The sequence below is a fragment of the Serratia ureilytica genome (genome assembly GCF_013375155.1).
Classification (GTDB): domain Bacteria; phylum Pseudomonadota; class Gammaproteobacteria; order Enterobacterales; family Enterobacteriaceae; genus Serratia; species Serratia ureilytica.
Genome location: NZ_JABXOF010000002.1, coordinates 203,601 through 224,445, shown reverse-complemented (window position 1 = coordinate 224,445; position 20,845 = coordinate 203,601). Strand labels below are relative to the sequence as shown.

General features: G+C 59.8%; 19 protein-coding genes. All 19 read right to left on the bottom strand.

Annotation, left to right across the window (positions count from 1 at the left end; genetic code table 11):
* Positions 1-10 precede the first annotated feature (10 nt).
* The 19 genes from tssG to HWW83_RS04380 all read right to left on the bottom strand — a co-directional run bounded on the left by tssG (position 11) and on the right by HWW83_RS04380 (position 20,835).
* Entirely contained in the window at positions 11-1,081 is a 1,071-nt protein-coding gene (tssG, locus tag HWW83_RS04470; RefSeq protein WP_021505743.1) for a type VI secretion system baseplate subunit TssG, read from the bottom strand.
* Positions 1,078-2,964, bottom strand: coding sequence for a type VI secretion system baseplate subunit TssF (tssF, locus tag HWW83_RS04465; protein WP_060660568.1), 1,887 nt, complete (start codon positions 2,962-2,964; stop codon positions 1,078-1,080). The genes tssG and tssF overlap by 4 nt, the downstream gene beginning before the upstream one ends.
* A gap of 4 nt (positions 2,965-2,968) precedes the next feature.
* Positions 2,969-3,544, bottom strand: coding sequence for a type VI secretion system baseplate subunit TssE (locus HWW83_RS04460; RefSeq protein ID WP_033650842.1), 576 nt, complete (start codon positions 3,542-3,544; stop codon positions 2,969-2,971).
* A 2-nt stretch (positions 3,545-3,546) separates the two neighbouring features.
* Positions 3,547-4,368 (bottom strand): type VI secretion system accessory protein TagJ, encoded by an 822-nt coding sequence (locus HWW83_RS04455; protein ID WP_033643561.1) that lies wholly within the window; start codon positions 4,366-4,368, stop codon positions 3,547-3,549.
* Positions 4,369-4,383: 15 nt separating this feature from the next.
* A complete protein-coding gene (locus tag HWW83_RS04450; protein ID WP_033643560.1) occupies positions 4,384-5,370 on the bottom strand; it encodes a hypothetical protein in 987 nt (328 codons plus the stop codon).
* A 29-nt stretch (positions 5,371-5,399) separates the two neighbouring features.
* Positions 5,400-6,173 carry a PP2C family protein-serine/threonine phosphatase gene (locus HWW83_RS04445; protein ID WP_033643559.1) on the bottom strand — a complete coding sequence of 258 codons (774 nt, stop codon included), beginning with the start codon at positions 6,171-6,173 and terminating at the stop codon, positions 5,400-5,402.
* On the bottom strand, positions 6,173-7,900 hold the full coding sequence (gene tagH / locus HWW83_RS04440) for a type VI secretion system-associated FHA domain protein TagH (protein WP_033643558.1): 1,728 nt from the start codon (positions 7,898-7,900) through the stop codon (positions 6,173-6,175). Before tagH ends, HWW83_RS04445 begins: the two co-directional genes overlap by 1 nt.
* Before the next feature lie 405 nt (positions 7,901-8,305).
* Positions 8,306-9,067: a DUF4225 domain-containing protein gene (locus HWW83_RS04435; protein ID WP_033643557.1), complete on the bottom strand. Its 762-nt coding sequence runs from the start codon at positions 9,065-9,067 to the stop codon at positions 8,306-8,308.
* A gap of 62 nt (positions 9,068-9,129) precedes the next feature.
* Positions 9,130-9,465 carry a T6SS amidase immunity protein Tai4 family protein gene (locus HWW83_RS04430; protein ID WP_046687348.1) on the bottom strand — a complete coding sequence of 112 codons (336 nt, stop codon included), beginning with the start codon at positions 9,463-9,465 and terminating at the stop codon, positions 9,130-9,132.
* A 16-nt stretch (positions 9,466-9,481) separates the two neighbouring features.
* The gene (locus HWW83_RS04425; RefSeq protein ID WP_046688506.1) at positions 9,482-10,276 is read right to left on the bottom strand and encodes a lysozyme inhibitor LprI family protein; all 795 of its coding nucleotides are present in this window, start codon (positions 10,274-10,276) and stop codon (positions 9,482-9,484) included.
* An 81-nt stretch (positions 10,277-10,357) separates the two neighbouring features.
* The gene (locus HWW83_RS04420; protein ID WP_004934962.1) at positions 10,358-10,840 is read right to left on the bottom strand and encodes an Hcp family type VI secretion system effector; all 483 of its coding nucleotides are present in this window, start codon (positions 10,838-10,840) and stop codon (positions 10,358-10,360) included.
* 195 nt (positions 10,841-11,035) lie between these two features.
* The gene (locus HWW83_RS04415; RefSeq protein WP_038876774.1) at positions 11,036-11,476 is read right to left on the bottom strand and encodes a T6SS amidase immunity protein Tai4 family protein; all 441 of its coding nucleotides are present in this window, start codon (positions 11,474-11,476) and stop codon (positions 11,036-11,038) included.
* The gene (locus tag HWW83_RS04410; RefSeq protein WP_071605363.1) at positions 11,473-11,979 is read right to left on the bottom strand and encodes a type VI secretion system amidase effector protein Tae4; all 507 of its coding nucleotides are present in this window, start codon (positions 11,977-11,979) and stop codon (positions 11,473-11,475) included. The genes HWW83_RS04415 and HWW83_RS04410 overlap by 4 nt, the downstream gene beginning before the upstream one ends.
* A 57-nt stretch (positions 11,980-12,036) precedes the next feature.
* On the bottom strand, positions 12,037-13,542 hold the full coding sequence (tssC, locus tag HWW83_RS04405; RefSeq protein ID WP_176589012.1) for a type VI secretion system contractile sheath large subunit: 1,506 nt from the start codon (positions 13,540-13,542) through the stop codon (positions 12,037-12,039).
* Positions 13,543-13,545: 3 nt separating this feature from the next.
* Positions 13,546-14,082 carry a type VI secretion system contractile sheath small subunit gene (gene tssB, locus HWW83_RS04400; protein ID WP_047730442.1) on the bottom strand — a complete coding sequence of 179 codons (537 nt, stop codon included), beginning with the start codon at positions 14,080-14,082 and terminating at the stop codon, positions 13,546-13,548.
* Between the two features lie 122 nt (positions 14,083-14,204).
* Positions 14,205-15,236 (bottom strand): type VI secretion system protein TssA, encoded by a 1,032-nt coding sequence (gene tssA, locus HWW83_RS04395; protein WP_122016289.1) that lies wholly within the window; start codon positions 15,234-15,236, stop codon positions 14,205-14,207.
* A gap of 23 nt (positions 15,237-15,259) precedes the next feature.
* Complete coding sequence (tagF, locus tag HWW83_RS04390; protein ID WP_038876781.1) at positions 15,260-15,979, bottom strand: type VI secretion system-associated protein TagF; 720 nt, start codon at positions 15,977-15,979, stop codon at positions 15,260-15,262.
* An 18-nt stretch (positions 15,980-15,997) separates the two neighbouring features.
* The gene (gene tssM, locus HWW83_RS04385; protein ID WP_176589011.1) at positions 15,998-19,633 is read right to left on the bottom strand and encodes a type VI secretion system membrane subunit TssM; all 3,636 of its coding nucleotides are present in this window, start codon (positions 19,631-19,633) and stop codon (positions 15,998-16,000) included.
* Positions 19,633-20,835 (bottom strand): DotU family type VI secretion system protein, encoded by a 1,203-nt coding sequence (locus tag HWW83_RS04380; protein WP_176589131.1) that lies wholly within the window; start codon positions 20,833-20,835, stop codon positions 19,633-19,635. The genes tssM and HWW83_RS04380 overlap by 1 nt, the downstream gene beginning before the upstream one ends.
* Positions 20,836-20,845 lie beyond the last annotated feature (10 nt).

Sequence of the window (20,845 nt, the reverse complement as noted above, 5' to 3'; positions counted from 1 at the left end):
CGAAATAGGGTCAGAACGGGTTTTCCAGCGGTTCAGGGCTGAAGATCAGATCGTCAAGATCGCGCTGTCGTCGATGGTCGGCCAGCCAGCTGCTCAGGCCCAATCGCTGCGCGCCGCCGAGCTGGATGCCGTGCGCCTGCTCCTTCGCCAGGATCAGGCGCACTTCCCAGACGAACTCGATACCCAGGTATTGGCGCACCCAGTCGCGCAGTTGCCGGCACAGGTCGGCGCCGGGCAGAAAGCGGTCATAGTCCTGCTGCGGCATCGGCCCCAGCTCGATGCGGAACTTGTGCTGAATATCCCGCACCGCGATGCCGAGAAAGGCCGACTCGCCGAGCCGCGGCGCGCCGCGTCCGGCCTTGAGCCGCGCCTGCTCGCGCGGCTCCACCCGCAGCCAGTGCGGCACGTTTTCGACGATGCGCACCGGCACTTTGAAATACTGCTGCAAAATTTTGCTCAGGCCTTCCGGATCGCGGCTGTGGCGAATCAGATGACCGGCCATAAAATGTTTAGCGTGGGCGTTGATGCTGTCGCGCTCTTGCTGCGCCGGCTGGCCGATGCCGATCAGGCTCGACAGGTACTCGTCGAAGCGCCGGTTGTCCGGGCGATCCAGCGATACCGTCGGCTGCGCGTCGGCCCAGGCGCGGTAAAACAGCAGCGTCAGCCGGTGATGGAACAGATTGGTGAACGCCAGCAGGGTGGTGTCCTGATGGTGATACACCCGTTCGCGCACGTATTCGGTCAGGTGCAGCGGCAGCGGCCCGTTGGGGCCGAACAGGCCGAAACTGAAGATCGAAACGTCGTGCAGTGGGCTGTTGGCGCGCGGCGTCACCTGCGCCAGCGTGGACGGCGCGAACGACAGCGAAGGTTCCTGGCCCAGGCGTAGCATCTCGTGGCGCGGCAGCGGCGCGCGCCCCAGCAGGTAGGGCTGGCCGCCCTGGGCGTCGATGCGCCGCAGCAGTTGAAACAGATCGTGCTTGTAAGGTGCGCTGCGCAGCCGCGGCCAGAAGTCGTCCGGCAGGCGATACAGCGCGTTGATCTGCGGCGGCGCCAGTTCGGTGGCGATCATCTCCGCGCTCATATCAGCGTCCTTTTGCCCATGCGCGCCTGCCAGTGGGCGATCTCGCCGCGCTGCTGGCTGGAGAGCGTCATCTCGGTGAAGGTGTTCATCGCCACCAGGCGCGAGAACAGGCGCTCCAGCACGCTGCCGAGCAGGTAAGGACTGTTGCCGGAGAACGCCTGCTCATCGACCGTCAGATCGATGGCGATACCGCGCGCGAACACGATGGGGCCGGGTTCAGGCACTCGCCGATAGACCGGCCGCAGGTTGCAGTGGCGCACGCCCTGGATCTGTTTGGCGATCGCCGGCTCGCTCAGGTTGCCGTACAGCCCCAGCAGCTGGCGCAGGCTGGCGGCGCCCTGTTCCGGATCGCCGTCCATCATGCTGAGGTAATTCAGCTGCAGCTGACTGATCAACCGCCAGGTGATCATCCCTTCGGCCAGCGCCGGACGCGGCGGTGTAGGGCCTTTGCGCAGCGAGACCTGCTTGATCGGGATTGAATCGGGCATCACGAAATTGCCCTGATCCTGCTGCAACAGCATCAACGGCAGGTCGCGGCTGGTGCACAGCACGTCGGCGGTGAGGTATTTCAGATCGCTGTGCCACGGCGACTGCCGTTCGTCCACCAGCGATACGAACACTTCCGAACCGGCATAGCCGGTGCGGGTGCCGTAGCGGCGGGCGTGCTCCGACAGCGTGCGCTGTTCGCGCCGCAGCGAGAAGTAGGCGCCATAGTTGCCGTCGTCCGCGCTCAGGGTGCTGTAAAACGGCCGAAACTCTTGCTCGTAGCGTTTTTCGCTGGCGCTGCCGCCGAGCCGCTGCACCGAAAACACTTCGTAATCCAGCGGCCGGATATTGTCGACCACCAGATGGTATTCGTGGTTCTTTTCGTTGATCGCGATGCGTTCGGCCACTTTCGGAAACAGGTTGATCACCGGCGTGCAGTGCAGCGCCAAATGGGCAACGTCGACCACTCGTTCCAGCGCGGCGTCGTGCCTATCGAGCAGCACCACGATTTCGAACTGGCGCAGCGCCTTTTTCCTTTCGCGCACGCTTTGCAACAGCGGGCGCAGGCCGTTGACGCTGAAGAACTGGAAGCGCGCCGGGAAGGCGAAATATTCTTGCAGCAGCCGGTAGCCTTCGAAGTTGCGCAGATCGTTGGGCAGCAGCGCCTGATCGGCGGCAAAGCCTTCCTGTCGCAGCCCGTCCAACGCCAGCGCCCGCCGCTGCGGCTGAGCCTCCACCGTTTGGCAGACAAGCCCGACGCTGTGCTGCATCAGCAACTCCAGCAGCTGCTGCGCCTGCATGTCCGGCCCGGCCAGGTAAAACATCAATTGGTCCAGCTGCAGGTTGTTGAGCGTCACGCTTTCGTAGCACTCGAGCCGAATGCGCAGCGCGCTGACGCAGCCGCTGTGCTGCAGCCCCAGCGAGGCCAGCGGAATATCGGCCGGAATGCCGCCCAGCTCGACGCCGGCGATGCGCACCGGCTGCAGCGTGACGTCATGCGCCGTGGTGTAACTGCAGGTGATGCCGCTTTTCTTCAGCGTCTGGCTGTCCATCATGGTGCCGCGCGGCACCACGAAGCCGTTGCTGATATCGCCTTTACTGCTGTCCGGCTGCAGCTCGGCGATCGCCATCGACGGTGTCGGCGACAGGTAGTTGGGGTAGATGATCTCCAGCAAGCGCTGAGAAAAGCGCGGGAACTCGGCGTCCATTTTCAGCTGCACGCGCGAGGTGAGGAAGGCGAAGCCCTCCATCAGACGCTCGATATAAGGGTCCGCCACGTCGATGCCGCGCATGCCGAGACGGCCCGCGACCTTCGGGTACTGTTCGGCGAACTCGGCGCCCATCTCACGCAGATAGGCCAGCTCGCGGTTGTAATAATCTAACAGTTTACTGTCCATCGCCTTACCCTATGTCTTTCAGATCGAAGTGGCCGTTTTCCAGATCCACGTCGGTACGGAACAGAAACTCCAGCGGATAGGGCACGCACCACAGGCGGCCCTTGATTTCGATCGACAGCACGTTGTGCAGATCCAGCGAGCCGGTGTCCGAAATGCAGCGCACCTGCAACCCGTCGGGCAGAATGCGCGGCTCGAAATGGAGGATGGAATCGGTCAGCGCGCGCTGAATGTCCAGCCATTCGATGTCCGACATGCGCTTGCCCGCCAGCGAGGCGATGCCGTAATTCAGGGTGGAACGCCGCACCTGCGGAAAATCGCCGAGATCCAGATTGGATTCGCTGTTGACGCAGTTGAACAGCCACTGCAAATCGCGCAATACCCGGCGGCGCAGCTCGCTGTGCGACACCAGGTTGCGCACCTGCGCCTCCTGCTTTTTCTGCGGTTCGTCGTCGGTCAGCATATCGAGCAGCACCGGCTGCATTTTGTCGCGTGAAGTCAGGCGTTCGCTGTCCTGACGAGAGCGATAGCCCTGGCGGCGCAGATCGCCGCCGTCATAGTGGGGGGGGCGCTTGTCGTTCATGGTCAGGCGCTCGCGTCGAAGCTCAACTGCCGCAGGCTGTGCAGCGGGAATTCGTCGCTTTCGCTGAGCCAGGTCTTCAGGCCCAGCCCCGCATAGTGGGCGCCGTCGCCCAGCGGTTGCCATTCGGTGCGTTTGCCGAGCAGCAGCGCGTCGTCGCTGCCTTCGGGCAGCGGGTAACGGGCGGGCAGTTGGCATACCTGTTCGCGGCCGTCGGTCAGGCGCACCAGCGCATGGCTCCACACCAGATCGATGGCGCTCTGTGGCGCCTGGAACTGGATCGCGGCGATGTCGGCAAACGGCACCCAGTAGTAAACGCCGTTGAGCGCCAGCTCGCACACCGGCCCGAGGCGGCCGTCACCGTCGGTCAGCCAGTCGAAACTCAGCTGCCGCTCTTGGTCGCCTTCGGCCAGCATTAACCGCCCGGCGCCGGCCGGGGCGGCCTCCAGCGCCTCATCGCGCAGCGTCTGGGCCTGCTCGGCCGCCCCTTGCGCATCCTGATGCAGCGCCTGCACCATCAGTTTCAGCCAGGGATGCGCCTGCCGCAGCAGCGTCGGCGCGGCCGTGCCGGCGAATACCGCCTGGCGTTGCAGCTCGGCGTTGACCGACTGCATCAGCAGCAAGGTGGTTGGTTGGGCGATCGGTTTCAGCGCCTGCCAGGATTTCAACTGCGCGTTGGCGCGCGTCCAGTTACCGCTCAGACACAGCAGTTGCACCAGCGCGGCGCGCAGGTCGGCATCCGCCGGTTTTGCCTTGATATCGTTCTCGACGGCGGTGATGGCCGCGGCGATCGACTGGCCTTGCAGCATGCTTGCTAATGATTTCACAGGCTTTCCTTATAATCAGTGAGTGGCGCCGTTAACCGACAGGTAGCTGCCGCTGGCGGGATCGACCCGGTCTGCGGCCAACTGTTCCACCAGCTTGAAGGTCAGCGGGGCGGAGGCGCTCAGCAGCGGCTGCCAGGCGGTTTGCGCCTGCTGCACGCGCTGTGTGATCTTGGTCTCGTCGGCGGCGTCGACACGCGGCATTTCAACGATCGCTTCACCGTTGAACGCCCAGGCATGCAACTGCGGTTCGAAGGTCAGCAGCAGGAAGCTGCCCGGCGCCTGCGGGTTGCCGCCCAAAATGAGCCGTTGGGCGTTGGCGCTGACGACGGTCAGCGCGCGATCGCCGCCGTTAATCTTCGCCAGCGGGTAACCTTGCAGGAACCACAGCGTCGGCGAGAGGGTTTGCCCGCCGTGTTGCAGCGTGACCGCGCCGCTGCCTTGCAGCCAGCCGTCCTCGCCGCAGCGCAGCGCGTCGCCAGCGGGAATGAACAGCGAGCCGCCGGTGGCTTCGTCACCCCAGAAGGTGCGGAAGTGGCAGCCCTGCGGCAGGCTGAAACGCTGTGGCGGCGCGGTGTCCGCCTGCGCAGAGGTGACGGCCACCGCCGCAGGAATGGTCGGCGGCGGCGGGGTTTGCGGCTGCTCGGCGGTCTCTTGCTTGACCACCGGTTTCCAGCCGCGCGCTTTGGCGGCTTCGCCGGTCGCCAGCTTCTCACCGCGCTTGTCGGTCAGCGTCCAGGGCAGATGACCGGCTTTTGGGCACTGCTTTTCCAGCAGATTGCCGACGCGGGGCAGAAAGTCGTTCAACACGGCCGGATCTTTGCCTTGCGCCGAGACGATGCGCAGCGGGATGCTTTTGCCGCACCAGCTTTCCGGATTGCTGTTCTTGACGTCATCAATAAACACTTCCAGCTTCTGGCTGGGGGAGTAAACCAGGCGATAGTTCATCGCCTGCGCGGTCGGTACCGCCATCAGGGCGACGAGCCCCGGCATCCAGTATTTCATAGTGAACCTTGCTGTGAATGTGCGCCGACTCAGTCGCGGATGAGAAACCGTTCCGCATCCGCCAGCGAATGCAGCAGGGTGGTTTCCTGCGGTGAGCCAATCCAGACGGCGATAGCGCTGTAGTTATCGCTGTTATTGTTTTTCTTCCATGCCTGCTGCATCAGGGCGATCCACTCGCTGGGGGAGTTGACCATGTGCAGCGACTGTTCCAGTTCGGCCTGGCTGAAGCTGTGCCAGAAGCCGTCGGTGCACAGCAGGAAAACGTCGCCGTCTTCCAGCTGCAGCACGTCGCTGTAGGTGGCGTCGCGCTCTTCGTTGAGCCCCAGCGCGAAATACAGCAGGTTGCTGTTGATGCCGTTGGTCTGATAACCGGCGTCCTGCATCTGTTGGATCAGGCTGTGGTCGGTGGTGACGGCATGCAGGTAGCCGCGGCGGAACAGGTACAGGCGGCTGTCGCCGGCGTGCGCCCAGTAGGCCAGCTGGTAATCGCGATCGATAAACAGACTGACCAGCGTGGTGCCCATCTTGCTGTATTCGTCCGACTGCCGCTGCTGCTGGTGGATGGCGGCATTGGCGCGCGTAATGTGCTGACGAATGCTCTGGGCGTTAAGGTGCTTTTCGCCGTCGAAGTTTTGCAAAATGGTGTCGCGCGCCAGTTTGGCGGCGATATCGCCGCCCGGAAAACCGGCGATGCCGTCGCACACCACGAAGCAGGCGGCGCGGTTGCCGAGCACCTCGCCGGTCTGATCCTGGTTGGAGGCGCGGCCGCCCTGATTGGAGGTAGAGGCTATGGTGATATTCATTACGCGTCCGGTTTGGTCTGTGAGTCTTTGTATTGATTCACTTCAACGTCATAGGCGTGCAGGAAGGCTTCGCCGAACAGAGTGTGGAAATCGTCCTCGATTTCGCCGGAGGTTTGCTGATAGTTCTTCACAAAGTAGTCCCACAGCGCGGCCTTGCGGTTGGCGGGCAGCGACAGACGCGGCGCCACGCCTTCCTTGCGCGCTTCCTCTTCGAGGCGCTCCGGGTTGAACGACTGCAGCATGGCGGCGATGATGGCGCGAATGCCGGCGATCATCCCCAGCTGGTGCGCCTGCAGGTCGATCAGCGCATCGCGCACCGCCTGTTCCGGCGGCATAAAGCCCGGCATCTGGCTGCCGAACATCTGCATCAGCACCGTTTTCCCCGAAGGCAGCAGTTTGAACGGGTTGTTGGCCTCGTCGAGGATCATGGTCATCTCAGCCTTCACGCCGCGCTTGAGGATCGAGCGGGATGAGAGCAGGGCGACGGTGCCTTGCGAGAACAGGCTCAGCAGGCGGCCGGCCTGGCGGATCTGTTGTTCGTCGAAATGCGGCTGCGGCTGCAGATCGTCGAGACCGATGCCTTGCAACAGCGCCGTCAGCAGCGGCCCCTCCAAGGTGTCGCCATTCGGCGCGGCGGCGTGCTGCCGCTGGGCGGACTGGTAGGCGACCGGATCGATGCCCAAGCGGTTGCCCTGGCGCGGGCGCGGAGGTTGCGCAGGCGGTTCCTGCTGGCTGAACTGCGGTGCGGGTTGGGGCTGCGGCTCGGGTCTCTGCACCGGCGGCGGCGTCGGTTGAGGGCGCGGCGCTTGCGGTTGTGCGGCGATCGGCGCCGGTGGTGGGGACGGCGGTTGTGCCGGTTCCTCCGGCTGAGCCAGCGGCACGGCGCCGCCCATCAACAGCCCCAGCGGGTCGTTGCTGTTTAACGTCTCTGGCGAAGCGGGCGCGGATGAACCGCCGAACAGCGCCAGCGGATCCAGCTCTTGTTCCGGTTGCTGCGCATTCTGGACGGGGGGAGCCGGGCGCGGTGGCGCAGCCTGCTCCGCCAGCAGCGCGCTGGGGGTGGTGTCGGCCAGGATATGCTCACGCTCAAAAGTGGAGTCGGTGTTGAATAGGGCGGCCGGATCGGTTTGCTGTTGCTGCAATTGGCGCAGATCGACATCGCCCGCCAGCTGCGCCAGCGGATCGGCCGGGTTCAGCTCGCGAGCGGGGGTATCCAGCAGCGGATGGCTGTCTGGATTGGCGATCGGCGGCGGTGTGACGGCGGCCGACGCATTCGGCGTAAATTCTTCCACCAGGCTGTCCCAGATTTCGTTGGGGATCGGCGCGGCGGATTTTTCTTTGGCGGCGGCTGCAGGGGCCGCAGCAGCGGCAACGGCCTTGGCCACCGGTTGAGCCTGCGGCGCGGCGTGCTGTTGCAGCGCGCTGACTTCAATCTGGTAATCGTCGATGCCGAGCACGTCGCCATCCTGCAGTTCAACCTGGCGGCCACGCTCCAGCGGAATATCGTTCAGCAGCACGCGGGTGACGTTGCCGCGATTGGTGATGCGGCATTCGCCGTCAGAGGAAATGTGCACGATCGCCTGCAGACGGGAAATGGCGCGCTCTTCGTCCGGCAGCACCAGGTTGTTGTCCACGCTACGGCCGATGGTGCCGCCCGGCGGCAGAAAATCGCAACTGCTTTGCGGCGGAACCTGGCCGCTTTTATTTTTTACAATGGAAAATCGCATAAGGCATTCCTGCTGATGGGGATTTTAGACTGCTTTGGGCGTATGTTGATTTAGTCATCTAATCAGATGGCTAACTTCGATTCTTTTCTTCTTTGCAATAGGTGTTTTTTGGTAGTTGAGTTAAGTAGATAAAGGTGAACATCAAACTGCCGTAGTGAATAGAGTCATAGTTATCGTTGCCTATTGGGTAGAAAAGATTAAGAAAATCATTTCCATATGCAAAAATTGAGAGCTGTAGGACTCCCATAACAACAACAATGAGACAGTTGAAAACAAACAATGGATAATTGTGTTTGCGTGCCGATATTTTTTTTAAGTAATATAATGCCACTAAAATTATGAGTGACAATGAAAAGTAGGAAAATAAGAATCCATATGAGTAAGTTGATAGCGTGACGTCTGGAGTCATTTTCTTTGGTTGTCCTTTATGAGTTCGTACATCCCGCTGCCGGTTGTTAAATCTGATATAACCTCAATCGTCAAACCTGTTCGGCCCATCTCTTGCCAACCACGAATAAAGTCGCTATTGATATTCCTATATAATCTCCAGGCATCTGGTTTTAATGTTTTCCTGATCATTCCATATCCAGATAGGCTAAGATCTACAGTGCCATAAATTGTATCCGCAGCATCCTGACTATATCCTAGTGCTTTTGCAGTATATCGATAGGCATTTCTGACACTGCCTGATTTATCTTTTCGGAAAAGTAAATAGTAACCGTTTTCATAAATATTGTTAGTACCTTGAGCAATCAGCGGTAAGCCAAAACCGCCACACGCCATACCGAGAGTCGCTGCACAAGTACCGACTCCGGCGAATATTTGTGTTCCTCCACCGACAAAACCTATCTGCTTCAAAATAAGGTTGGTGGTGTTGTTACTCTTCTTTTTTTCTATTGATATATAGAGCGTATTTCTTCCTGCGTCGATAGCAAAAGCTTGGCGTTTAAGATGATTAGTCTCGTCTTCAATGTCCCTGATTGCCCCAGCGTAGGATGTGCAGTGTATACTGATATCCCTTTGTGCAAACTGAATAAGTTGGTCTATTTCCAGTGAGAAATTAGCTCTTGATTCGTTGGTGTATAGATACTGTCGTGAAAACGTTCTTGATAGTTTTTTGAGTTCATCGACAGATCTATCCAGATCTGCTTTTGTTTTGTATTGCATCAGGATTCCTTTCCTATTTTTCTAAACTAACATTTATTATATGTAAGGATGCGTATTTATTATCAGTTGTCGTCTTTCCCTTGGTACTTCTTGATGATGGCTTGCAACGCTTGGCTATGTACAAGATCGATGCACTTGGCCATCGTCATCGGCTCCCCAGACATGCTGTCATAGGGCTTTGCCAGAAATTCTTTTGCCAGCGCCCTGACGGCGGTATGCGCCTCCAGAGAATAATCGCCGAACTCCATGTAACCCCGAGCAGCGGCTGCGGCATCGTTTTTGACTTCTTTTGCTGAGTACCCCTCGGCGATACAGACGCTAAGCGCGTAGTTTTTGAGGTACTCGGCAGAGGAGTACTTTTCGTTGGCGGAAGCTTCAGTATTCAATACCGCCAACATGAGTAGGAACGCAGTTTTAATCGTGTGACGTAAGTGCATCGATTCGTTTTTGCATCGTATCGGCCAGGCAATCTTTGTCATCTCGGCATTTATCCCTTTGCAGTAACCAAGATTTTTGCGTGCTGTTTAAAGAGGCTGCCAGTTTTTTATCTCCTACATCGGTCGCCTGCTTTTTTGCCAACAGCCAAGCTTGAGAAACGCTTTTGTCATAGGCGGATAAATTGAAGTCTGAGCAGATAGTTTTTTCAACAACGCTTGTAGATTTAGCGCAGTCAAAAGACGCTACAGGTTTAGGATCTTTCGGTAACCGTTCTAATTGCAGTAGCGAACCATCGTACCAATTAACCAGCATTTTTTGTGGATTGAGAGCGGCAAAGCTGGAGCCTGCACCATTATCGGATGGGCCGAATGATCCGGAGTGACAAGCGATCTTGAAAAGAGAGACTTCTGCTTGGCCGTTTTCTTTCAATGCATAGTTTTTAGCCGAGATGCTTTTATCTCCGCCCATCGACTTGCCGATGAATTGATTTAGCGTGCTTCTCTCAATACTTAAGGTTGGCGCTGTGCAGACGTCTTTTTCCGGCAGATTGTTTTCTATTGATTGAGCGGAAATATTGATCACTCTTCCTAGTAATCGAGGATCGTTAAATTGATAGCTAAGCGTGCGGGTAGTCTCATTGTCTATGTTGACCTGAGTCACTTGCCATAAGCCATCAATAGTTGATGATGTTGGGGCATTAACGTTTTTTTCTGCTGCGTATGTACTGAACGATAATAAGACGCTACTGATGAGAAATTGATGTTTACTCAATTGAGTGATGTCCTTATCTCTGCAAAATACTGTCCTTAGTTTGCTAATAAACCTCCCCATAATGGGGAGGTTGTATAACAATTAAGCTTCGCGGTTTTCCTTGATGTTCCAACCTGCGCTGCTTTCGGCGCCTTTGCCGCCTTTGTCGCTCTGCTCCCAGTACTGCTGTTTCACTTTCGCCGCCTGGAAGGAGTAGGTGACGCCCACGGTGTCTTCGCCGCCTGCACCGGTGTACTGCACGGCGGTGACCAGCACGTCTTCCAGGGTGATTTTTGCGTATTCAACCTGGGTGCCGCCCGCCTTGCAAACCGACAGCTCAATCTTGGTCAGGTGTTTGCCGCTTGAGCAGTGTTTCAGCAAGGCCGGGGTTGACTTGTCGATCAGCGCGTTGACGTGCAGATCGTTGAAGCACACTTTACCGGCGCCACCGCCGCCGCCAACGCCCATATTGCCCGGTTGAGAAGCGCCCCAGGAGAAAGAAGTAATGTCGGTCCAGCCTTTGTGATTCGAATCTTTGGATTCGCCGCTGGCACCTTCAACTTTCAGGAACATATCAATAGCCATAGTTTCTTCACTCTTTATTAAGGGTTAACAGTAGTATTAACGTTACGTTGAAAAACTCAGGTAATAGCAGCAGGAATTGCAAGTGTGGTAATGCATTACCAATTTATATCCTTGTGCCATGCACCTTCTTAAATACCGAAAACTATCGGTACGGGTTACCGAGCCACTATTAAGTGCTAATGGCTCAATGCTTGATTATTTCGCGTTATCTTGATTCCACGTGCGATCTGGATTGCCTGCAATGAGCTGTCGGGAAAGCTTGTCCAATTCCGGACTATGGTACAACCGCAGGCAGTTTAAGGTGACACCTTGACTCTTGCCTTTGGTTTCACTGTGAAACTCATTGACTCTGGATTTATATTTGCCGATGAGAGCATTGATTTTCTCATCACCTGATTCGATATCGAATGGCATCCATTCTCTCATCGCATTCGCCGTTCTGGCTGCATCAAGAGAGAACGCTTTATCCGAATCGGAGACCTGTGCCAGGCAGCGTGACAATGCCAGTTCTTTTACGACCTGGTGATAAGGCATCTGTTTGATAAATGCCACCGGATCTTGAATGTCCTTGGCGAGCGATGACTGCGAGAGCCCCAACAAGGTAGTTGCCAATCCGATTGTGATTAACTTGTTCATGGCAACTCCCAAAAATTGGCTCGCGGAGTAGAGTAATTGGTTCCGGGCTCATTGAAATAGCAATGATCTGAACAACTGTTTCCGTTCCAGAAAGTGGCGTGCCCGCCCGCATTTCCCCAACCTGATACTTCAAAAAGTATTAATCCTTTTTTGTTGGCCAGTTGCGTAACAGGTAATTGAGGGTAATTAACAATCATGTCAGGTTTTCCCCACGTTTTAGTCAGGTAGGGAATCAAATCCCGCACGCGGAAAAAGTACCATTTTTTATCTGCGCCTGAGACGGTTAACTGACCTATTCTGGGAACTGGATGGCCTGTGTAATTGAGCACGTAACTCATCCTTACGGCACAGCTGTTTTCCCAGCCACCTGATTCGGCGGGTATCTCAAAGTTTCGTTTTACGGCACCGCCAATCGTATTTTTAACTTTTCCCAGAGGATCGTTTGGATCATAAATATTTTTAGCCGCAGTCCAGGCAGCCAGAAAACGGGGTCTTGTTCCCATGATTTACCTCCATGTTTTATTTATCAGGCCGCACTATCGCGGCCTGACTTCAGTCCATCAGGACGCGTCGTTTTGTTTCAGCGAAGGCAGCTTCGACACCAGGCGCAGGGAGACGGTCAGGCCTTCCAGCTGGTAGTGCGGGCGCAGGAAGAACTTGGCACTGTAGTAGCCCGGGTTGTCTTCGATCTCTTCCACCTGCACTTCCGCCGCGGCCAGCGGTTTGCGCGACTTGGTTTCCTGCGATGAGTTGGCCGGATCGCCGTCCACGTAGTTCATGATCCAGTCATTCAGCCAGCGCTCCATATCGTCGCGCTCGCGGAAGGAGCCAATTTTGTCGCGCACGATGCACTTCAGATAGTGCGCGAAGCGGCAGCAGGCGAACAGGTATGGCAGGCGCGCGGAAAGCTGGGCGTTGGCGGAGGCGTCGGCGTCGTAGTATTCCGCCGGCTTCTGCAGCGACTGCGCGCCGATAAAGGCGGCGAAGTCGGAGTTTTTGCGGTGCACCAGCGGCATAAAGCCGTTTTTGGCCAGCTCGGCTTCGCGACGATCGCTGATGGCGATCTCGGTCGGGCACTTCATGTCCACGCCGCCGTCGTCGCTCGGGAAGGTATGGCACGGCAGGTTCTCCACCGCGCCGCCGGATTCCACCCCTCGAATGGCGGTGCACCAACCGAACTCTTTGAACGAACGGTTGATGTTGGCGGCCATGGCGTAGGCGGCGTTGGTCCAGGTGTAGTTGCCGTGGGTCGCGCCGTCGGTATCTTCTTCGAAGTCAAACTCGTCCACCGGATTGGTGCGGATGCCATACGGCAGGCGCGCCAGGAAGCGCGGCATCACCAGGCCCAGGTAGCGCGCGTCTTCCGATTCGCGCAGGCTGCGCCAGGCGGCGTATTCGGTGTTCTGGAAAATCTTGGTCAGATCGCGCGGGTTGGAGAGCTCCTGCCAGGACTCCATCTGCATCACGCTTGGCGCGGTGCCGGCGATGAACGGGCAGTGTGAGGCGGCGCCGATCTTGGCCATTTCCCCCAGCAGCTCCACGTCCTGCGGGCTGTGATCGAAGTAGTAGTCGCCCACTAGGCAGCCGAACGGCTCGCCGCCGAACTGGCCGTATTCTTCTTCGTAGACTTTCTTGAAGATCGGGCTCTGGTCCCAGCCCACGCCTTTATAGCGCTTCAGCGTGCGGCCCAGCTCCTGCTTGGAGATGCTCATAAAGCGGATCTTCAGCATCTCGTCGGTTTCGGAGTTGTTGACCAGATAATGCAGGCCGTGCCAGGCGCCTTCCAGCTTCTGGAAGTCGTCGTGGTGAATGATCTGATTGATTTGCTGCGACAGCTTTTCGTCGATTTCCGCGATCAGCGCCTGAATGGTGCGGTAGGCGTCGGAAGAGACGGTGACGGTGTTTTCCAGCGCCTGTTGCGCCAGGGTTTTCACCGCATTCTCGACCGCTTCTTTGGCCTGATCGGTCTTCGGCCGGAACTCTTTGTTCAGCAGCGCGCTGAATTCATCGCTGGAAAAAGTCTCGGTGGTTTGCAACGCATTGTGTTGCTGAGGCGAGTTGCTCATCGATTAATCCTCACGCTCGTTGTTGTCATCGTTAACCGCCGGCTTCGGCGCGTCGGTCAGGGATTGCAGCAGCGCCGGGTTTTGCAGGATCTTGGAGATCAGTTCTTCGGCGCCGTTCTTGCCGTCCATATAAGACAGCAGGTTGGAAAGCTGGGTGCGGGCGTCCAGCAGATTGCCCAGCGAGTCGACCTTGCGGGCGATAGCGGCGGGGGAGAAGTCTTCCATGCTTTCGAAGGTCAGATCGATGTTCAGCTTGCCTTCGCCGGTCAGGGTGTTATCGACCTGATAAGCGACGCGCGGCTTCAGTGATTTCATGCGCTCGTCGAAGTTGTCGACGTCGATCTCCATGAATTTGCGTTCTTCCACGCTGGCTTGCGGATCGACCGCTTTCCCCACCAGATCCGCCATCACGCCCATCACGAACGGCAGCTGGATTTTGCGCTCTGCGCCATAAATTTCGACATCGTATTCAATCTGTACGCGCGGCGCGCGGTTGCGGGCGATGAATTTCTGCCCGCTGCGGGATTTCGAGTTTGACATGATTTACTCCATCTAATGGCGATTGGGAACGCGCCTCGTCCGGCTGGGAGAGTCAGGTTCTGATTCGGGTCTGCGCCGGGGCAGACGGTATCGGGTGTCGTCAAGAGAACAAAAGTCGGCGGCTAGCTGTTCTCCTCGTTGTCGGGGCGACCGAGAATGGTCTCCAGTTGGTTAAGCCCATCGGGCGCCAAATCGCGGACGATTTGCATAAAGTCCAGCGTAATCAGCCGCTGGACCCGATCGATCATCAGCGGCGCCGGGTGGCTCGGCTCATGAAGACGAAAATAATTTTTCACCTTGTCCAGCATCAGCTGGGCGTCGTCGCGCGACTGGATCTGCGCGCTGCGCCAGTTGAGCGGTGCCGTGGCGCTTTGCATCGCAGCCGGTTGCTGCAGGATGGCGGCGTCTGGCGGGGCTTCGGGTTCGGCGGCGGCCGGGGCATCGCTCTGGCCGGCGAGCGCCACCAGAGAAAATACCTTGGTCAGCGCGCTCATTTCCGGCAGGGCGCTTTCCCCCAGATGGCGGGTCACTTCACTGCGAATGGCGCCCAGGGTGTTGGCGATGTGGATCACCAGTGCGCCTTCGGGGCGGCCCTGCTGCGCCAGCTCATCCTGCAGCCGTGCGCGGCCGCCGGGAAAGTTGGGGCACTCTTGCTTGCTGCCGTCGAGCAGGGCGCCGGCATCGCGCAGCGAGATTTCACCGGCGGCGCTTTTCAGCAGCGGCGCAGTGCGCACGCTGGCGGCCAACGCGGCTTTGTCGCCGAGGTCGGCCAACGCATTGATGCGAAACAGCGGGTCGGCTTCGCCGTCGAACGCCAATGCCGGCTGCAGGGCATCCCAGTAACGGAGTATCGACTGGTGGATCAGCGTCAGCCCGTCGGCGTAGCCCGGCAACCCGCGCAGTTGGGTCCAGGCGCGGGTGAGGTACAGCATGACGCGCAGGTCTTTGGTGCGCGCCAGCAGCGAGGTCGCGAGGCGTTCGACCTGCACCCAATCCGGCGCTTCTTCCGGAATGATGGTGCTGCCGAACTGCTGTTCGGCCTTGCCGGTGGCGGCGCGCGCCATGGCCAGAAAGTCGGCGTCGTATTCCAGGTTGTCGCCGCAGGGATTGTCCGCGTCAACCGGGGCCAGCAGGGTATCGGTATCGATAGCCATAGAATTTCCTTCAACGAACGATGTTAATCAAACATTTGCGGGTACTGGCCGCCGCGGCCGGGGCGCGCCCAGCCGTTGGGCTCGAACAGCAGTGAAAACAGCTGCACGGTGAGGTTGCCGCTGTGCACGTGAGTGTAGAGCGGGTGTCCGTCGGCCTGATTGGTCCACCAGAAGCTGGTGTACTGCGCCGGGTCGAAACAGTCGGCGGCCTGTTGCCAGCCGAGACCCGGCACGTCCGGATGCTGAAAACCGATAATCGACAATATCTCGGAATCCGCTTCCGCCGGCGGGCTGGGCAGCGCCGGGATTGCCTGCAGCGTGCGGTCGATCTGTTCGGCGGAGAAGCCGTTGCGCACGCCGTTCAGCAGGGTATGGCCGAGCTGCTGGTACCAGCTCGCCGCCATGTTCAGCTGTTGCGGGCGCCATTCTTGCAGGCTGAACAGGCGCAGCGCGCAGATCGGGTAGCGCCGCCCGACGCGATCGCGCGCCGGCAACAGGCAGCCCATCTGCACGTACGGGCTGCCGAGCGTGGCGGGGATCACGAAGTTCCACACCGGCGCGTTGCTGAACGGGTGGCCGTTTGGCCCCTGCGCATCGCGCTGCAAATTCACCAGCCCGTTATGGAACCAGTGGGCCCAGTTATTGACCACCGGATCGGGCAGGCGGCGCTGCAGAAAATCGCCGGCGGAAGGAAGTTTGCCGTACCAGCCGAGGCTCGTCGGGGCGCTTGAATCAGTGCTCATGGTCATGTCCTTTCGGGGCTACGGGCACGAGAAGGCCGGCAGTTGGAACGGATTGCGAATGCTGTTGGGCGTGAACTCCAGCGTGACGCGGTGGCCGTCGAGATTGAACGTCGCTTGACGGCCGAGGCCGCCGGTGCCCGAAGACTGCGCCATATCCACCAGGCGGTTCAGCGCCCACGGCCCGCTGGTCACCAGACTGGCGGTGGTGCCGTTGGCCAGCGCCAGCTGCAGATGCACCTGGTTGGTATTGCGGGTGCCCGGCCAGCTGACCACCAGTGGCACCTGCGGGCCGTGGCTGTATTTGAACAGCTGCCCGTCGATATCCAGCGTCAGGTTGAGGATGTCGTTATCCATCCGCACCGGCCGCACGGTCACGCGGTAAGAGGGCGTCGCCGTGCCGTTGGCGAAAAAGGCGTCGCGGATGCGCTGCGCCTGCTGGAACGACCGCAGGATGCCTTCGCCGCCGGGCAGCGTCTTGCCGTCCACGCCGGGCGTGAAACGCCAGTTGGCGCGGGTGGTATCGACCTTGCCCTGCAGGTTGTCGCGGAAGAAGCTGTCCATCAGCCCGCTGTTCGGCGCGAACATGCGCGCCAAATCGTCCGGCGTCACTTCCTGGCGCGCCCGGGCCACCAACGGATAACGCCCGGCGATCGCCTGGCGGCAGAAGCTGCCGACCTCGAAGCTGATGCGCTTTTTCACGTTCTCCATCTCTTTGCGCTGGGTGTCGCTGCTGGCGCCGATCGCCAGCGACAGCAGCATCTGTTTGAACGGCACCGGCAAGCGGCCGGATTCGGCCTGCAGGCGGGGGATGATGTCGCTCGGCGGCGCCGACATGCCGCTGTTGGCCGCGCCTTGCACTGCCGTCAGGTAGCTGTACAGCTCATCGACCTGTTTCAGCACGCTGTCAAAAGGGATCGCCTTATTGCCTTCGCCCTGGCTTTGCGCCAGCTCAAGCAGCGGCGCGAAGTGCGCCATCACCAGCTGTTCCGGCTGGGCCGACACGTCGCCGTCGGCGTTGGCCGGCCGGTTGGTGAACAGCGCCTCCAGCGTGCGGTTGGCGTTTTGATTCAGTTTGTCTTCGGTTTTGGCCAGCAGCGAGCGGGAATCGGCGTCGCTTTTCTCGTCGCGCAGGGTGACGTTTTTGCTGACGTTAACCAGCAGATTGCGCATCGGCGACGGATTGCCGGACAGCAGGCGCGCGCTGCTGATGCGCTGGGTCAGGTTGCCGATGTTGGCCAGTTGGATATCGCCCAGCAGCTCATCCCAGGCGCTGATAAAGTCCTGCATGTACAGCTGGCGGATGGTCTTGGTCAGATCGGCGCTTTTCTGCTCCGGCGTCTGGCTGTTCAACACCCAGACGTCTTCCTTGCGCAGGGTATCGGTCACCGGATCGATGTTGTCGTTGAACGCTTTCCAATACCCCTGTGAGGTGAACAGGCCCGGCACGCCGTCGGTCACCGGTTTGCCGCTTTTGCGGCTGAACGCCAGTTCGGTCTGCGGACCGGCCAAATCGACCAGGCTGACCGGCTTGATGTCGGTCTGTTTCAGCAGCAGACGCTTAAGGCGGCCGTAGACGCGTTGCGACAGCGGCGCCCGATTGAGCGCGGCCTGCGCCTGTGCCACCAACGGCTCGTCTTTGGCGTAAGGCGAGGCCTGGATCTGCGTATCCAGCAGTTGGCTCAGGTGCCATTCGATCTGCTGCAGCTGTTTTTGGGTGCTGCCCTGCGGCAGGTTGCGCTGCAGGTTGAGCATCACCCAGGCGCGCAGGAATTTGCCGTCGTACTGCTTCGGCAGATACAGCATCTGGTAGGCCTTCAGCGCTTCATAGCTGAAGTCCGCGTCGCCGTGGTTATCGTTGCGCAGCGTGGCGGCGATCTGTTGCGCCACCTGCGGCAGCAGCAGTTCTTTCAGCGCTTTTTGGTACAGGGCATTGCCGGCGTCGCCGACCTGATCGCCGCGGAACAATCCCATGCGATAGGTGAACGGCGGATCGTCCAGCGAAAAGTTCTGGCTGTCCGGCAGATGCAGCAGGCTGTTGAGGAACGGCAGCAGCGAGAACATATCGCCGTTGCCCAACTGGGTCAGGCTTTGCCCCTGGCGCTCGACGCCGGGCACCTTGGCGGCCACTTCCGCCAGATAGGCCTTGTTGTTGCCGTAGCTGGTGAACCACAACATCGCCAGCACCGCCAGGATCACCGTCAGCGCGATGTACCCTGCCCAGTGCAGGGCGCGGTTGCGGTATTCCCACCAGCGGTTGCTGCCCGCCAGCCCGGACTCCTGGAAGACCACCGATTCCAGCGTCTCTTTCAGGAAGAAGCTCTGGCCTTTGGCTGCCGGGATCGGCGTTTCCTGGCCCACGCTGTCCCAGGCCGCGTTGGCCTGCGCCCCTGAATTGGCCGGCGGCAGCTGCAGGTAGCGGTTCAGTTCGCCCATCACCCGGTCAAACGGCAGGCCTTCCTGAGTGCCGCTGGTGAAGTAGATGCCGCGCGGGGTAAAGCGGGTTTCAAAACTGGAGGTGGCGAACACCTGTTCCAGATATTGGCCGAGCAGCGGGCGCAGCGCGGCGAACTCCTGCGGGAACAGGTAGCTTTCGGCGCGTTGGCGCGCGTCGTGCTCCATCAGCAGCGTATCCGGCAGCGCCGCATCCAGCCGTTGTTGCAGCAGGGCGTATTGTTGTTCGAAGGCGGCGTTCAGGTTGAAGTCCGGCTGCCGCGAGCGCTCGTAAGGGAAGGTGAATCCCCAGATCTGGTCGCGCTGCGCTTTGTCGAAGCTGCCGAAATAGGCCATAAAGCCGTTGAGCAAGTCGGTTTTGGTCACCAGCACATAGACCGGGAAGTGAATGCCCAGCTGTTCGTGCAGTTCTATCAGGCGTTTGCGCAGCGCGCTGGCCTGCGCGGCGCGCGCTTCCGCGCTGTCGCTCAGCAGATCGGCGACGCTGATGGTGACCATCACGCCGTTGATCGGCTGGCGGGTGCGATATTTTTTCAGCAGCGCGACGAAGCTTTGCCATTCGCCGGCGTCTTCTTCGCGCTGGCTTTCCTGGGTGGTGTAGCGGCCGGCGGTGTCGAGCAGCACTGCGTCGTTGGTAAACCACCAGTCGCAGTTGCGGGTGCCGCCCACGCCGCGCAGCGCGGACTTGCCGAAGCGATCCGCCAGCGGAAAATGCAGGCCGGAGTTGACCAGCGCGGTAGTTTTACCGGCGCCGGGCGCGCCGATGATCACATACCACGGCAGCTGATACAGATATTGGCGGCTGAAGCGGGTCATCCAGCGATGTTTGCCGTCGCCCTGGCCCGGGGCGAAGCGCGCCTTTTTCAACAGCTGCGCCGCTTCGTCGAAACGCTGGGCCAGCGGATCGTCTGGTTTGATCTCGGGCTTGCCGTCTTCCGCCGGCACCGCTTCGGCGGCGCGCAGGTTGCTCAGCAGGCGGCTGTTGAACCAGGCGCTGTAGAGGCGCGGGATCAGGCGGCACAGGAACCAAATCAGGTAGATAGTGCCGATGGCGATCTGGCGGTTGAGTTCCGGCTCCAGCGGGCGATAGTCACCGATGGCGACCAGCGGGCCGATCGTCCAGATGATGAACGCCAGCGCGGTGATGCCGACAAAGCCCCACAGCAGGCGGCTGGTGATGATGGAGAATAACGTACTGAGCATTACTTTCCGGTTCCTTGCGGCAAGCCGTTGATTTCCGCCTGGGTGTTTTCCGGGGCGACCAACAGCGTAATTTCTACCCGGCGGTTCAACGCGCGGTTCACTTTGTTATCGTTCGGCGCGACGGGGTTGCTCTCGCCGCGGCCCTCGGCCTTGACCCGCTGCGGGTTGGCGAGGTGTTTTTGCAAGCGGGCGCTGACCGCTTCGGCGCGCGCCAGCGACAGCTCCCAGTTGGAGGCGAAGCGGGCGCTGCGGATCGGCACGTTGTCGCTGTAGCCGGTGACCAGGATTTTGCCGCTGACGCCGTTCATGGCGGCGGCGATGCGGTCGATGACCGGAATATAGTTGGCGCGCACCGTGGTGGCGGCGGAGTCGAACAGCCCGTCGCCTTTGAGGATCACCACGCTTTGCTGCGCTTCGTCGCGCACCACCACCAATCCTTCGGCGATCTCCTTGCGCAGGAAACTTTTCAGGCTCAGCGTCGGCGGCGCGGCCGGCGCCGGATTACCGATCGCCACCTGCGGCAGGTTGGTTTGGTAAATCGCCGCCAGCACCGGGCTGGTGTTGTCGCCCAGCCGCCAGTTGAGGGCGATAAACAGCAGCGAAGCCAGGAAGCCGGTCAGCGCCACGCAGGCCCACAGCGGCACCAGCGGACGCCACAGTTTCTGTTGTACCGGCAGATCCAACGCATGAGGCGACAGGGGCGGGGCGTAGCCGCCGCGCACCGACCGAATCAGCTGCAGCAGGCGCTGCTTCATGGTTTCCAACTGCGAGCGGCCGTTTTCCATCACCCGGTAGCGGCCTTCAAAGCCCAGCAGCAGGCAATAATTGATCAGCTCCAGCAGATTGATGTGCTCGCGCGGGTTCTGCGACAGCTTGGCCAGCAGCTGGAAGAACTTCTCGCCGCCCCAGGTTTCGTTATGGAAGGTCACCAGCAGCCCGCTGCCGGACCACACGCTGTTGCTGCCCCACGGGGTCAGCGCCGCCGCTTCATCCAGCGCGGTGCACAGACAATAACGCGCGCCGATGATCACTTCGTACGGCAGGTTGGCGCGTTGGCCGCGGATCTCGAAGCGGCGCATTTCGTCGATCAGCTGTTGGCGCAGCTGCGCCGGGTTGGCGTGCGTGGCCGATTGGCGGATCTGCGAAATGGCGTTCAGCAGCGGGTTGGCGGCGTCCACCAGCGGGTTGGCCGCCGGCGCCATGCTATTTTCC

What these genes read in the sequence shown, in the direction of transcription:
- tssC (WP_176589012.1), bottom strand. Translation starts at nt 13,542, where the DNA reads ATGAGCAACTCGCCTCAGCAACACAATGCGTTGCAAACCACCGAGACT.
- tssA (WP_122016289.1), bottom strand. Translation starts at nt 15,236, where the DNA reads ATGGCTATCGATACCGATACCCTGCTGGCCCCGGTTGACGCGGACAAT.
- tssB (WP_047730442.1), bottom strand. Translation starts at nt 14,082, where the DNA reads ATGTCAAACTCGAAATCCCGCAGCGGGCAGAAATTCATCGCCCGCAAC.
- tagF (WP_038876781.1), bottom strand. Translation starts at nt 15,979, where the DNA reads ATGAGCACTGATTCAAGCGCCCCGACGAGCCTCGGCTGGTACGGCAAA.
- tssM (WP_176589011.1), bottom strand. Translation starts at nt 19,633, where the DNA reads ATGCTCAGTACGTTATTCTCCATCATCACCAGCCGCCTGCTGTGGGGC.
- HWW83_RS04435 (WP_033643557.1), bottom strand. Translation starts at nt 9,067, where the DNA reads ATGCAATACAAAACAAAAGCAGATCTGGATAGATCTGTCGATGAACTC.
- tssG (WP_021505743.1), bottom strand. Translation starts at nt 1,081, where the DNA reads ATGAGCGCGGAGATGATCGCCACCGAACTGGCGCCGCCGCAGATCAAC.
- HWW83_RS04415 (WP_038876774.1), bottom strand. Translation starts at nt 11,476, where the DNA reads ATGAACAAGTTAATCACAATCGGATTGGCAACTACCTTGTTGGGGCTC.
- HWW83_RS04445 (WP_033643559.1), bottom strand. Translation starts at nt 6,173, where the DNA reads ATGAATATCACCATAGCCTCTACCTCCAATCAGGGCGGCCGCGCCTCC.
- HWW83_RS04410 (WP_071605363.1), bottom strand. Translation starts at nt 11,979, where the DNA reads ATGGGAACAAGACCCCGTTTTCTGGCTGCCTGGACTGCGGCTAAAAAT.
- tagH (WP_033643558.1), bottom strand. Translation starts at nt 7,900, where the DNA reads ATGCGATTTTCCATTGTAAAAAATAAAAGCGGCCAGGTTCCGCCGCAA.
- HWW83_RS04430 (WP_046687348.1), bottom strand. Translation starts at nt 9,465, where the DNA reads ATGTTGGCGGTATTGAATACTGAAGCTTCCGCCAACGAAAAGTACTCC.
- HWW83_RS04450 (WP_033643560.1), bottom strand. Translation starts at nt 5,370, where the DNA reads ATGAAATACTGGATGCCGGGGCTCGTCGCCCTGATGGCGGTACCGACC.
- tssF (WP_060660568.1), bottom strand. Translation starts at nt 2,964, where the DNA reads ATGGACAGTAAACTGTTAGATTATTACAACCGCGAGCTGGCCTATCTG.
- HWW83_RS04380 (WP_176589131.1), bottom strand. Translation starts at nt 20,835, where the DNA reads ATGGCGCCGGCGGCCAACCCGCTGGTGGACGCCGCCAACCCGCTGCTG.
- HWW83_RS04460 (WP_033650842.1), bottom strand. Translation starts at nt 3,544, where the DNA reads ATGAACGACAAGCGCCCCCCCCACTATGACGGCGGCGATCTGCGCCGC.
- HWW83_RS04420 (WP_004934962.1), bottom strand. Translation starts at nt 10,840, where the DNA reads ATGGCTATTGATATGTTCCTGAAAGTTGAAGGTGCCAGCGGCGAATCC.